Genomic DNA, 13309 nt, shown 5'->3' on the forward strand with positions numbered 1-13309 from the left:
TGCGCGCGGTGACTATCTGCGCCATACTGTGGATATGAGTATTCGATCTCGTTTCCAGCCCGAGCTAGATGAGTTCATCGACAACCTCAATACTTACGCAACCGGCTCTTACCTGCGTGAAGATGAGCGCGAGTTGTGGGATGAGCCTTTTGACCCAGCTGCTGTCCCACAGGTAGCCGAAGTTCTGACGAACTACCTAGACGCGCTGGATAAACTCGGCGAGTCCGGCACCGAAGAAACTGTGCTTGCCGTGATGGATTCCTTCACGGAAAAACTCAATGAGGTCAACGCACGTTTCGAAGATGCCGTCATCGACGATGATGAGCGCGCTGACATTGTCGCGCTCATGACGTCCGCCGCGCATGCGGCTGGTCTGTCATCCGAACACACCGACCTGAAAAACCGCGAATTCTAGCTAGCGCTATTTCGGCTGAGGCCGCACGAGCAGGGCTTGTGCGGCCCGACCGACAGCGCCCTTTTCGTCATAAAGCACGGTCCCGGTCATACCCACGCCATCCGGACCGATATTTCCGCGCGCCCTAATGCCCAACCAGCCGAATTCTGGTTCCCGGTGGAAATGCACCGTCAAATCCACATTCATAAACGCCCAGTCTTTCGGGTTGAGCACCGCACCAATGCCATTGGCGGTGTCAACCACACTCATTGCATGCTCAATGGCGGTCGGTTCTTCAGCTGCCACGACCTGGTGCTCCGTATTCACCCAGTGCATCTGCGGTTCGGTTTCCAGGCCAGGTTCATGTGCGGACCGGGCCACAATCGACTGGATGTAACCGCCTTCCCAATCCTTCAGCGGCACATTGTCTTCGGTGCATTCGGCGAGGGAAGGTACTGCGGCTTCGCGGGTGTGTTCAATCTCGGAGGTATCAAAGGTGGCAAGTCGCCATGAGGTCGCTACGACGCAGGGCCGCCATTCGCCACGAGATTCGGCGAGGATTTCGGTTTCGAGCTTTTTGATCTGCTTGCCAGGTCGAACAATGCGGGTGCGGGCGCGCAGCTCCGTGTAGGGGACTGGTCCGAGCAGGTTAACGGTAATCCGTGCGGTGCGCATACCGTCGTCGGGGCTGAAGCGCTCTAGTTCGCGGCTGGCGAGCGCTGCTGGTGGGGAACCGTGTTGGAAGGCGCCCCATGCGCCGTGGGTGTGTTCGGTGGGCAGGTAGCGGTTAAGGCCGTCATCTGTGGTGCCTAGGAACTCGTAGTAAGCCATGCCTTGAAGATAATGGTGGTCCGCGTCACAAGTTGCGCATTGGAAAAATTCGCAACCATAACAATCTGGACGGGGGCGGTACGGTAGGGAACTATGCGCGCAATTTTGTGGGACATGGATGGCACTTTGATCAACACTGAACCGTTGTGGGAGCAGGCCACTTACGAACTGTCGGAGCGACTTGGGCGTCGGTTGACCCCGGAGCGACGCGAGGCCACCATCGGCTGCGCACTGCGCGACACCATGGCTATCCTTGCGGCTTGGACTGGCCGCGAGCTCACCGAAGAGCTCATTCGCGACGGCAACACCTTCTTCCACGCCCGCATGACCGACCTATTGTCCGGTGGTATTTCTTTCCGCCCCGGCATAAAAACTTTGCTTAATGACGGATTGGCCGCTGGCATTCCGATGGTCGTGGTGACAAATACCCAACGCGTGCTCGCTGATATCTGCATCGCAGCCATGGGTCCCGAATTTTTCGTTGCGTCCGTAGCCGGGAATGAGGTGGAGCACCCGAAGCCGGGCGCCGACCCATATATCAAGGGGGCGTTCCTGGCGGGGGTACCGCCGGAGCAGGCATTGGTCATTGAGGACTCAAAGACTGGGGCAACAGCGGGGCTCGCTGCGGGATGCCGCACCTTGTACTTGCCGATGGATGACGCCAATGTGCCACCGGCTACCAGCAGCTCAAAGCCTGCCGGTTCGATAATTATGGATGAGGCCTTCCCAGGGCAGCAGCGCACCAATTTGGGGAGTACTTCGTTGTCAGATCTGCAGCAGGTGTTTGATTTCGGGGGTCAAGTGCCCACCATCGGGTAGAACGTGAAACAATGGCCGACGTGAAGAACTTTGACTCCCTCTACGCAGAACTGCTGGATCGTGCCCAGAATCGCCCGGAAGGTTCCGGCACCGTAGCGGCATTGGATGCCGGCGTGCATGCGCAAGGCAAGAAAATCGTAGAGGAAGCTGGCGAAGTATGGCTCGCAGCTGAGTACCAGTCTGATGATGAGCTGGCAGAGGAAATTTCCCAGCTTATCTACTGGCTGCAGGTGGTCATGGTCGGTCGCGGCCTGACCCCAGAAGACATCTACCGCAAGCTCTAACCCAACACTTTCACCCACAATCGGAGATACCGACCTAATGCTGCGCGTTGCTGTACCAAATAAGGGTTCCTTGTCAGAAGCCGCCATGGAGATCCTGAAGGAAGCAGGCTACCCAAGCCGAGGCGATTCCAAGGCCCTCACCATCATGGATGAGACCAACCAGGTGGAGTTTTTCTTCCTGCGGCCAAAAGACATCGCCATCTATGTAGCTAAAGGCCATCTAGACCTTGGTATCACCGGCCGCGACCTTGCCGGCGATTCGCAGTCGGCAGTCCAGGAAGTGTTGGAGCTTGGTTTCGGCGGTTCGACTTTCCGCTACGCCGCACCAGCGGAGCAGTCGTGGACCGTGGACATGCTCGACGGCAAGCGCATTGCTACGTCGTACCCGAACCTGGTACGCGAAGACTTGGCACGTCGCGGTTTGAACGCAACCGTTATCCGGTTGGATGGCGCCGTGGAAATTTCCATCAAGCTGGGCGTGGCCGATGCGATTGCCGATGTGGTGTCGACCGGCCGGACACTGCGTCAGCAGGGGTTGGCACCGTTTGGTGAGCCAATCGTCGAATCCGAAGCGGTGGTCATTGTCCGCGAAGGCCGGGATGTCACCCCAGAGATGGAAGTCCTACTGCACCGCATCCGCGGTATTTTGCAGGCACAGGCCTACCTGATGCTGGACTACAACGTGCCTGCCCAGCTGTTGGATGAGGCCATTAAGCTGACTCCTGGTCTGTCGTCGCCGACGGTGTCGCCACTGGCGGATGAGAACTGGGTTGCGGTGCGGGCGATGGTGCCGCGTAAGAGCGCAAACCACTTGATGGACCAGCTGTACAGCGTGGGGGCGCGTGCTATTTTGGCGTCCGATTTGCGCATTGTTCGTACTTAATAAGAAAGGCCAATGGTCAATGACTGAGCCGGTAGTGTCAGAAGGTTCGCAGCGGACTGAAGAGGACCTACTTGGTCCCATGACGGTGCCCAATACCGCTTTCTACGGTGTGCATGCACAGCGCGCTATGAGTAACTTCCAGATTTCGGGCACCACGGTCTCCGATATTCCGGAGTTTGTGCGCGGGATGGTGCTGGTAAAGAAGGCTGCGGCGCTGGCTAACGGCCGCATTGGTACGTTGCCGCAGGATGTCGCTGATGTCATTGTGTGGGCTTGCGACCAGGTGTTGCTACAGGGCCGGTGCATGGATCAGTTCCCGATTGATCTCTTCCAGGGTGGTGCGGGCACCAGTCTGAATATGAACACCAATGAGGTCATTGCGAACCTGGCGCTCGAGCACCTTGGCTACGAGAAGGGCCGCTACGACATCATCAATCCCAATGACGATGTTAATAAGTGCCAGTCCACAAATGATGCTTATCCAACCGGCCTGCGCCTGGCTGTAGTGGAATCCATTGAGGACCTCAAGCAGACAATCGCTGACCTAGTCGCTGCGCTGCATGTCAAGGGCGAAGAGTTCGCGGACATTATCACGATGGGTCGCACTCAGCTGCAGGACGCAGTGCCAATGTCGCTGGGGCGCGAGTTCGCAGCGTTTGCCAATAACCTTGATGAAGAGCTCAATGTCATCACCAGCGCTGCGGTTGATTTGCTGTCCATTAACTTGGGCGCCACCGCAATCGGTACCGGTGTGAACACTCCGGGTAATTACCGCGACGCTGTTGTGCAGGCACTTCGGGAAGTCACTGGCTTAGAGGTGCTGTCATCCACGGACCTCATCGAAGCTACTTCGGATACTGGCGACTACGTGCGGGTGCATTCGGCGCTCAAGCGTGTGGCGATGAAGTTGTCGAAGATGTGCAATGACTTGCGGTTGCTGTCATCGGGTCCACGTGCTGGTCTCAATGAGATTAACCTGCCGGTCCGTCAGGCAGGCTCGTCGATTATGCCGGCCAAGGTCAATCCGGTTATCCCCGAAGTGGTTAACCAGGTGTGCTTTAAGGTGTTCGGCAATGATGTCACCTTGACGATGGCTGCGGAGGCCGGTCAGCTGCAGCTCAACGTCATGGAGCCAGTGATTGCGCAGTGCTTGTTCGAGTCAATTAGCTTGCTGCGCAATGCTGCGACGACACTGCACGAGCTGTGCATTGAGGGCATCACCGCCAACCCGGATGTCTGCCGCGCCTATGTGGAGAATTCGATTGGCATCGTGACGTACCTGAACCCTCTGATTGGCCACCACATGGGCGATCTGTTGGGTAAAGAGGCCGCAGCTACCGGCCGGAGTGTGCGTGACCTAGTGTTGGAACGGGGCTTGTTGACGCAAACCCAGATCGACGAGGCGCTGAGCCCAGAAAACCTGATGAATCCAACGTATCTGGGCAGGGTCTACGCCGCGGATGAGACCCGTTTCACGGAGCTACCGACTAAGTAGCTGGCGGCTCTGCGCTCTTGGAATGCGGCCGCTTCGCGCTAGCGTTCGCGGCAAATCACGGTGAGCGCTTGGTCCGCGGCCGTGACAAAGTTTTCGTCGGCGCCGAGCAGCCCGAGCTGCGACCACGTCAGCACGGCGCCGACCGCTGCAATAACAGCGTCAATGAGCACTTGGGCTTCCATTTCGGAAAGCTCATCGCCGTTCCGGCTGACCATTGCGGCTCGCAATGGTGCGTAGAGCTCGTATGCGCGGCGCCGGTTTTCGGCTCCACTGACATGGGCGAGATGTTCACCAAGCAGCGTGAGGTTAGCAGGGTAGCGCGGGTCATTTTCTGGCTGGTTGAACATATTCATGGTGGCCACGTGCATGGCTTTCCGGGCGCCTAGTTGTGCCGGTACCGATTCAATCTGGGCGGTCCAAGCGGCGACGACTTCGGCGACGAAATGGAAGAGGGCTTCTTCCCGGCACGTGAAATAGTTGTGGAAGGTCCGGGTGGACACTCCAGCGTGTTCAGAGATTGCTCGGACGGTGGCACCATCTGGCTCCCCGGCGAGAATTAACTCTGCAGCTGCCGCAGCCAGTCGGCTGCGGGTTTCAGCTTTCTTGCGCTCACGCACACTATCCATGGCTTTCACCACTGTTCTTGATCAGTCAACAATAATTCTTACTACCCAGATAGTAAATCCCTTTACTTTAATGTGTTAGACGTGTTCGTTCGCAGCTCCTGGCCAGCCGGGGTACGCCGGAGTGGTACCCCCGAACTCAGGGCATAGTTCCTGAAACGAACACCAACCGCACAACTTGCCCTTCTTTGTGGCAAATTCACCGGATTTGCCCGAGGCTTCAATTTGCCGCCACAAGTGCCGGACCTGCACCTCAAATTGCTCCAGGTCCGCTTCAGTTGGCGTGTACACCAAGTCGTCATAGACCTTCAGGTACATCAGCCGGGCCTGGGTGGGCATGTTTCCGGTCAGTCGCCACCACACCAGAGAGTAAAAGCGCATTTGAAACAGTGCGCTGTCTTGGTAGCGCGGATGCGGTTTCTTACCGGTTTTATAGTCGACAATCCGGATTTCACCAGTTGGTGCTACATCGACTCGGTCAATGAAGCCGCGCACTGGAACGTCGCCGCCGATGACGCCGCCGATGAATTTCTCCATTGCCTCGGCATCAAATCGGGTGGGGTCTTCCATGATGAAGTAGCCCTTGAGCAGTCCGCGGCAGTCCACCAGAAAGTCCATTAACTCAGTTTCGGGAACTAATTCCGACAGCTCCGGATCGTCAATAAGCATCTTTTCCCACTGGGGTTTGAGCATTTTGACGGCGGTCGGGTACGTGCGTTCGGCGCGGCTGAGCCCATGCATGTTCTCAAGGACCGCGTGGACGAGGGTGCCTTTGACCTGGTGGATGGTCGAAGGCTCTGGGATGCGGTCGATGGCGCGCAGGCGGTACAGCAGGGGGCATTGCTGGAAATCTGCGGCGCGGGAAGGGGATAAAGCGAGTGGGCGAGGGGTCATGTCCACAAGTGTAGTTCCCGGGTCAGACAGCCCGGCGCGAACCCTTTTCGCAACACTTTACTTACTTAACCCAGCCCTTTATTGATATTCATTGTCAGTAACCGCTAGGGTTTTTCCCATGCAATCGCATTTCTCCCGCGCATACCGCGCCTCACTCGTATCCGTAATCGCCCTATCCGCCGGACTGACCGCCTGCTCCAGCAGCGACGATGCCGCCACCACCGACACCAGCAGCAGCGCCACCACCAGCGCTAAAGAAGTTGCACAACCAAAGGAAGTGCGCGGCGAACAAACCCGCCTGGCTATCTCCACCGACGGCGGAGTCATGGTCGTCGACGCCACCGACGCAGCCGATGGCACCGAGCCAAAGGTCCTCTCCGAATTCGACGCGGACGGCTACCTGCGCCTGAACCCATCCGGCGACGGCCGCCACGTCATCGTCTCCACCGACAATGCCTTCAAACCACTCGACCTCGGCGCCTACAAGCAAGGCCACGGCGACCACTTCCACTACTACGCAGGCGACGCCACCTGGTCCGAGCTTGCCGTCGACGCCGAAAAGCCTGGCCACGTTGTTGGCACACCAGAAGCCACCGTGCTTTTTGACGATGCCACCGGCAAGGTGACCGAAGTTGTGCTGAAGGACCTCGTGGCTGGTAAGCCAGAAGCTGCCATCAAAGACACCTTCTCCATCCCAGCCCACCACGGCATCGCCCTGAAGCTGGAGGATGGCAAGTACCTGACCACCAAGCCTGACGGCGAAAAAGCCGGCGGCCTGATGATTGTGGACAAGGACGGCAAAGAACAGCAGGACTTCATGGACTGCCCAGGCACCCATGGTGTCGGTGAAGCTGCCGACGGCGCCGTGCTGGCTGGTTGCACCGACGGTGTCATCATCTTCCAGGACGGCAAGGTGAAGAAGGCTAAGGCTGAAGACGCATACGGCCGCACCGGTACCGAGGCCGCCAACCTGAACAGCGAATGGGTCATCGGCGACTACAAGGTCAAGGAAGGCGACAAGTCCGAAAAGCCAACCCGCATCGTCGCAGTGAATACCGCAACTGCCGAGCGCAAGCTTATCGAACTCGGCACGTCCTACACCTTCCGCTCCCTAAAGATGACTGACGAAGGCCAAGGCGTGGTTCTGGGTACCGACGGCAAACTGCATGTCATTGACCCAGCAGCCGGGAAGGTCACTCAGAGCATCGACGTGATTGACAAGTGGGAAGCGCCAGAAGAATGGCAGCAGCCACGCCCAGCAGTCACCGTGAAGGGTGACGTTGCCTACGTCACCAACCCAGCGGACAACACCCTGCATGTGGTCGACTTGGCTTCCGGAAAAGTCACCGCGAAGACCACGTTGCCTAAGCAGCCAGACGAAATCGCCACCGCTGGTTAACTCGCTGGCCCGCGCCGCCTAAACTGGACAGTCACATCCCCTGACTGAAGGAGTTTAGCCGTGGCAGCAAGCGGGCCATTTCAAGTTGGCGACCGAGTCCAACTCAGCGACGGGAAGAACCGCAAGTTCACCATCACCCTGACCCCAGGGGAGCGGTTCTTCACCCACCGCGGGCCCATCGCCCACGATGACCTCATCGGCAAAGACGAAGGCACCACCGTGCTGTCCGGCGAAGGCACCGTATACCTCGCTCAGCGCCACACCTTGATGGACTATGTCCTATCCATGCCACGCGGCGCACAAGTCATCTACCCGAAGGACGCCTCCCAAATTCTGGTGGAAGGCGACATTTTCCCTGGGGCGCGCGTCTTGGAAGCTGGTGCCGGCTCCGGCGCACTATCGCTCTACCTACTGCGGGCGATTGGTAACGACGGCCAGCTGATTTCCTACGAAATCCGCGAAGACCACCTAGAAACCGCCGAAAAGAACGTTGTTGGGTTCCTCGGCGAGCACCCAGAGAACTGGGACCTGCGCCTTGGCGATTTGAACGAAGCCACTGTGGAAGAGCTCGGCGGCAAAGTCGACCGCGTCATCCTGGATATGCTGCAGCCATGGGAATGCCTTGACACCGTCAAAACCGTGTTGCAGCCCGGCGGCATGTTCATCTGCTACGTCGCGACCGTCACCCAGCTGATGAAAGTCATGGAAGGTATCCGCGCCCAAGGCTGCTTCACGGAGCCACGCGCCTGGGAAACCATTGTTCGTGACTGGCATGTCGTGGACCTCGCCGTTCGCCCCGTTCACCGGATGCAGGCACACACCGCATTCCTCATCACCGCTCGGCGCTTGGCCGACGGCACCGTCGCACCGCGTCCGCAACGCCGAAACCGCCGCTAAAACTAATCAACCTCGACCCTTGTAGGCTGGAGCCATGACAACGCCGGAAAATCTACAGCAGCAAGTCAACGACCTCGAGTCGAAAAACCGGACCTTAGGCACCCGTAACGCCAAATTGGTGCAGCTGCTGCGCGAAACCCGCAACCAACTGCAGGCACTGCGGGAAGATTTCGCCGAGATGACCGAACCCCCATCGACGTACGGAACTTTCCTGGAGGTATCCGAAGGGTCGAATGGCCGCTTCGCCGAGGTGTACACCGGCAATCGCCGCATGCGCCTGAACGTGCATAAGAAGCTACCACTGAAGAACATTCCGCCAGGTGCGCTAGTGCGCATCGCCGAAGGCAATCTCGTGGTGGAGGACTGTGGGTTCACCGACTCCGGTGACCTAGCGGAAGTCAAGGACGTGTTGTTCGACGGCAAGCGCGCCCTCGTGGTGGACCGCACCGGCGAGGAGTTCATCATTCGCCTTGCTGGCAAAGTGTTGGAGCAGGGCATTAAGCCAGGTCAAACCTTGCTGATTGACCGCAAGTCTGGCCATGCCTTCGAAGTAATTCCGAAGGCTGAAGTTGAGCAGCTGGTGCTGGAGGAAATCCCTGACGTCGAGTACGCCGACATTGGCGGCCTAGAGAAGCAGATTTCCGAGATCCACGACGCAGTGGAACTGCCGTTTCTTCACCCAGAGCTCTACGCTGCCTACAACCTGCGCCCACCAAAAGGCGTGTTGCTATACGGCCCACCGGGTAACGGCAAAACCCTGATTGCCAAGGCAGTTGCCAATTCCTTGGCAACCAAGATGGCGGAAGCCCGCGGTGAGTCCGAGGAGGTAGCGCGCAATGCCCGCAGCTACTTCTTAAATGTCAAGGGCCCGGAGCTGCTGAATAAATATGTGGGTGAAACTGAGCGCCAGATTCGGCTGATTTTTGAACGCGCCCGCGAAATTGCCGAGGCCGGCAAGCCAGTCATTGTCTTCTTCGACGAGATGGATTCCATTTTCCGTACCCGTGGCTCTGGCATCAGCTCCGATATGGAAAACACGGTGGTGCCGCAGCTGCTGGCGGAAATTGACGGTGTCGAAGGTCTGGAAAACGTCATTGTCATTGGCGCATCGAACCGCGAAGAGATGATTGACCCAGCGATTCTGCGGCCAGGTCGTCTGGACATCAAGATTCGCATCGATCGGCCAAATGCGGTCGCAGCCCGCGAAATCTTCTCGAAGTATCTGACAGACAAGCTGCCGTATGCTCCTGCGGCTATCGAAGCTGCCGGTTCTGTTGACGCTCTGGTCAATTCGCTTATTGACGAAGTGGTCGACGCAATTTACACCGATTCTCCGGACAATGAATACGTCGAATTGACTTATGCCGACGGTTCGAAGGAAATGCTCTACCACTCAGATTTGAACTCTGGTGCCATGATTTCCAACATTGTGGACCGCGCGAAGAAGTTCGCGATTAAGGACGTTATTGCTGGCCGCGGCGAGGGCGTCACTTTGGCACATCTGCTTGAGGCAGTGGCCAAGGAATTCGCCGAAGGTGAAGATCTACCGAATACCTCTAACCCAGATGAGTGGGCAAAGATTTCCGGCCGTACCTTTGGCCGAGTCACTGATGTTCGGGTGGTGCAGCACTAATGGCTCAGCGTTTTATTGGTACCGAAGTCGAGTACGGCATTTCTACGCCGGAAGATCCCACCGTCAGCCCTATTTTGACCTCCACCCAGGTCATTATTGCTTATGCCAGTGAATACGGCGGTGGGGAAGACCGCCGCACCCGCTGGGACTATTCACCTGAATCACCGCTACGTGATTCCCGCGGTTTTGATTTGCGCCGGTACCGCTCCGACAATGCGCCGTCGTTGGATCCGAATGCGGTCGGCGCGGCCAACGTGGTGCTCAACAATGGCGCTCGGTTCTATGTGGACCATGCCCACCCCGAGTATTCCGCACCAGAAGTCACTGATGCCTACCAAGCGGTTGTCTATGACAAAGCTGGGGAGCGGATTATGCATGAGGCAGCGAAGATTTCTAGCGCCACTGAAGGCCACCCGCAGCTGAAGATTTACAAGAATAATGTGGACGGCAAAGGGGCCTCTTACGGCACCCACGAGAACTATCTCTTCCGTCGCGACACTGATTTCGATGCCATTATTTCTGGGCTCATCCCATTCTTCGTCACTCGCCAGGTATTCACCGGTTCGGGTCGCGTAGGCATTGGCACCACGGGGCAAAAGGCGGGCTTCCAGATTTCGCAGCGCGCCGACTATATCGAAACGGAAGTGTCACTCGAAACGACGCTCAACCGCGGCATTATTAATACCCGCGATGAGCCGCATGCTGAGACTGATGTGTGGCGTCGCCTCCATGTCATCATTGGCGATGCCAACCTGTCGGAGTACTCGACCTTCCTCAAACTCGGCACCACCTGCCTGGTGCTCGATGCCATCGAAGCCGGAGTAGACTTTTCCGACCTACAGCTGCGCGACCCAGTCAAGGATGTGCAGCGCGTCAGCCAAGACCTGTCCTGCACGGAGAAGCTGGAACACTCCGACTTCCGCACGCTCCGCACCGCAATTGAGATTCAGCGAATCTACCACCAGCGTGTCACCGAAGCGCTCGGAGACAGGTTCTCCGCAGTCGACCAGCAGGTTGCCGACCTGTGGATGGAAGTACTGGACATGCTGGACACTGACCCAATGTCCACCGCTCATCTGCTGGACTGGACCGCGAAGCTCAAGCTGATGGAAGGGTTGCGTAACCGCGCTGGTCTGGGATGGGATCACCCGAAGTTGCGTCTGATTGACCTGCAGTACTCCGATATTGATCCAAACAAGGGACTGTATAACGCCTTGGTGGCCCGCGGCGCCATTAAACGTTTGGTCACAGAGGACGAGGTCACTGCGGCAATTGACGAGCCACCAGCGGATACTCGCGCCTATTTCCGCGGCATGATGATGGCAAAGTTCGCGCATGATATTGCGGCAGTGGGCTGGGAATCAATGATCCTTGACACCGACAATGGACTTGAGCGGCTCGTCTTTTCCGACCCATGGGCAATGAATCGATCCGAAACAGAAGAGATCATTGCTACATCCGCGAATGTGACCCAAGTCGTCGATAAGCTCAAACAAACTAACAACTAACCGAAAAGGGATTACACCATGGCTGATATTCGTGGCACTCAAATCAGTGGCGGCGGCAACAATGATGGCGACGATGCTATCGACGAGGTTGCTGGTTCCGGCCAGGCCCAGCAGCAGTTGCAGCACACGGACGATTTGCTTGATGAGATTGATGATCTGCTCGAATCGAATGCAGAAGAGTTCGTTCGTTCCTACGTGCAGAAGGGTGGCCAGTAGGCCGTGGAAGCCCCTCAAGGCCCGTTGACTCGGCGGATTACTGGCATTGAAACCGAATACGGCATTACCTGCACTGTTGATGGCTCGCAGCGGCTATCGCCAGATGACATTGCGCGGTATCTATTCCGTCCGGTGATTGAAGAGTTCGGTTCGACGAATATCTTCACGAATAATGCTGCGCGGCTGTATTTGGATGTTGGTTCCCACCCGGAATATGCGACCGCGGAATGCGATAGTTTGTCGCAGCTCATTGCCCATGACCGCGCTGGCGATGTCATGCTTAATCGGCTTGCCGAGCAGGCAGAGGAATCCCTAGCGAATGAGGGAATCGCCGGGAAAGTCTACCTATTCCGCAATAATGTCGACTCGGTCGGCAATTCCTATGGTTGCCACGAGAACTATTTAATTAGTCGCGCCACCTCGCTGAAAAAGTTCGGGGTGTCCTTGCTGCCGTTCATGGTTACTCGGCAGTTGCTGTGCGGCGCCGGCATGGTGAATAAGCCGTTGCCGGGCAGTCTTTATGATGGCCAGCCAACCTCCTACACGTTCGCGCAGCGCGCTGACCACGTATGGGAAGGCGTCAGCTCCGCCACAACACGGTCCCGCCCGATTATTAATACCCGCGATGAACCGCACGCCGATTCCAATGCTTTTCGACGCATGCATGTCATCGTCGGTGATTCCAACATGTCCGAATGCACCACAGCACTGAAGGTGGGGTCGACTCATCTGGTGTTGGAAATGATGGAAGCGAATTGGCCACTACCGGACCTTGAAGTGGCGAATGAAATTAAATCCATTCGCGCCGTTGCCCGCGACCTGACGGGCGGGGCAGAAGTGGTGCTGCGTGATGACCGCACAATGAGCGCACTGGATATTCAACGAATCTACTTTGACGCGGCCACTGAATATGTGGCGCAGCGCAATGACGACTCCGGCACCTCTAATGCCGAAATGCGCCGCGTCCTCGACCTGTGGGGCCGAGTTATTTCGGCGCTGGAAACCGGTGACCTCTCCGGAATTGACACCGAAGTGGACTGGGCAATTAAGAAAAAGCTGCTGGATGGTTTTATGCGCCGCGGCAATTTCGACTTGGACCATCCGCGCATTGCTCAACTGGACCTGTCCTACCACGATATCCGTCCAGGTCGGGGCATTTTCCAGGTGCTGGAAGCCAAGGGACTTGCTCAGCGTTGGGTGGATCCGGTGGCAGTGGCAGAAGCGGAACACACCGCGCCGCAGACCACTCGGGCGGCGCTGCGTGGACAGTTCTTGCAGGCAGCCCGCTCGGCAGGCGCCGACATTACGGTGGATTGGACGCACCTGAAGGTCAATCGTCCCGAACCGCGGATGGTTGTGTGCGAAGATCCATTCCAGAGTGAAAACGCAGCAGTTGCGGAGTTAATTGCGTCGATGGGCTAGACCAGATTGGA

At 57.5% G+C, this 13309-nt stretch carries 14 protein-coding genes; 11 read left to right on the forward strand and 3 right to left on the reverse strand.

Features of this window, described 5'->3' with window-relative positions:
• Positions 1–34 precede the first annotated feature (34 nt).
• Complete coding sequence (locus tag A3EC_RS0104775) at positions 35–415, forward strand: hypothetical protein (RefSeq protein ID WP_026162225.1); 381 nt, start codon at positions 35–37, stop codon at positions 413–415.
• Positions 416–421: 6 nt separating this feature from the next.
• On the opposite strand, the gene A3EC_RS0104780 is transcribed toward A3EC_RS0104775, so the two are convergent.
• Positions 422–1225, reverse strand: coding sequence for a thioesterase family protein (locus A3EC_RS0104780; protein ID WP_018024036.1), 804 nt, complete (start codon positions 1223–1225; stop codon positions 422–424).
• Between the two features lie 93 nt (positions 1226–1318).
• On the opposite strand from A3EC_RS0104780, the gene A3EC_RS11350 reads away from it, so the two are divergent.
• The 4 genes from A3EC_RS11350 to aspA are packed head-to-tail and all read left to right on the forward strand — an operon-like array spanning position 1319 to position 4706.
• The gene (locus tag A3EC_RS11350; RefSeq protein ID WP_018024037.1) at positions 1319–2044 is read left to right on the forward strand and encodes an HAD family hydrolase; all 726 of its coding nucleotides are present in this window, start codon (positions 1319–1321) and stop codon (positions 2042–2044) included.
• A gap of 11 nt (positions 2045–2055) precedes the next feature.
• Positions 2056–2328: a phosphoribosyl-ATP diphosphatase gene (locus A3EC_RS0104790; RefSeq protein WP_018024038.1), complete on the forward strand. Its 273-nt coding sequence runs from the start codon at positions 2056–2058 to the stop codon at positions 2326–2328.
• 37 nt (positions 2329–2365) lie between these two features.
• The gene (gene hisG, locus A3EC_RS0104795) at positions 2366–3211 is read left to right on the forward strand and encodes an ATP phosphoribosyltransferase (RefSeq protein ID WP_018024039.1); all 846 of its coding nucleotides are present in this window, start codon (positions 2366–2368) and stop codon (positions 3209–3211) included.
• 19 nt (positions 3212–3230) lie between these two features.
• Positions 3231–4706: an aspartate ammonia-lyase gene (gene aspA, locus A3EC_RS0104800; RefSeq protein ID WP_018024040.1), complete on the forward strand. Its 1476-nt coding sequence runs from the start codon at positions 3231–3233 to the stop codon at positions 4704–4706.
• A gap of 38 nt (positions 4707–4744) precedes the next feature.
• Here aspA and A3EC_RS12400 read toward each other — a convergent pair whose 3' ends face one another.
• Positions 4745–5332, reverse strand: a complete 588-nt coding sequence (locus A3EC_RS12400; protein ID WP_018024041.1) for a TetR/AcrR family transcriptional regulator — start codon at positions 5330–5332, stop codon at positions 4745–4747.
• Between the two features lie 75 nt (positions 5333–5407).
• Positions 5408–6223, reverse strand: coding sequence for a RecB family exonuclease (locus tag A3EC_RS0104810; protein ID WP_040428125.1), 816 nt, complete (start codon positions 6221–6223; stop codon positions 5408–5410).
• 118 nt (positions 6224–6341) lie between these two features.
• On the opposite strand from A3EC_RS0104810, the gene A3EC_RS0104815 reads away from it, so the two are divergent.
• The 6 genes from A3EC_RS0104815 to pafA are packed head-to-tail and all read left to right on the forward strand — an operon-like array spanning position 6342 to position 13298.
• A complete protein-coding gene (locus A3EC_RS0104815; protein ID WP_018024043.1) occupies positions 6342–7622 on the forward strand; it encodes a YncE family protein in 1281 nt (426 codons plus the stop codon).
• Between the two features lie 60 nt (positions 7623–7682).
• The gene (locus A3EC_RS0104820) at positions 7683–8519 is read left to right on the forward strand and encodes a tRNA (adenine-N1)-methyltransferase (protein ID WP_018024044.1); all 837 of its coding nucleotides are present in this window, start codon (positions 7683–7685) and stop codon (positions 8517–8519) included.
• A 34-nt stretch (positions 8520–8553) separates the two neighbouring features.
• Positions 8554–10152 (forward strand): proteasome ATPase, encoded by a 1599-nt coding sequence (gene arc, locus A3EC_RS0104825; RefSeq protein ID WP_018024045.1) that lies wholly within the window; start codon positions 8554–8556, stop codon positions 10150–10152.
• Complete coding sequence (gene dop, locus A3EC_RS0104830) at positions 10152–11660, forward strand: depupylase/deamidase Dop (RefSeq protein WP_018024046.1); 1509 nt, start codon at positions 10152–10154, stop codon at positions 11658–11660. Before arc ends, dop begins: the two co-directional genes overlap by 1 nt.
• An 18-nt stretch (positions 11661–11678) precedes the next feature.
• Complete coding sequence (locus tag A3EC_RS0104835) at positions 11679–11876, forward strand: ubiquitin-like protein Pup (protein ID WP_018024047.1); 198 nt, start codon at positions 11679–11681, stop codon at positions 11874–11876.
• Between the two features lie 3 nt (positions 11877–11879).
• Positions 11880–13298, forward strand: a complete 1419-nt coding sequence (gene pafA / locus A3EC_RS0104840) for a Pup--protein ligase (RefSeq protein WP_018024048.1) — start codon at positions 11880–11882, stop codon at positions 13296–13298.
• Positions 13299–13309: the final 11 nt, after the last annotated feature.

Origin of the sequence: Corynebacterium ulceribovis DSM 45146 (genome assembly GCF_000372445.1) — a bacterium.
Taxonomy (GTDB): domain Bacteria; phylum Actinomycetota; class Actinomycetes; order Mycobacteriales; family Mycobacteriaceae; genus Corynebacterium; species Corynebacterium ulceribovis.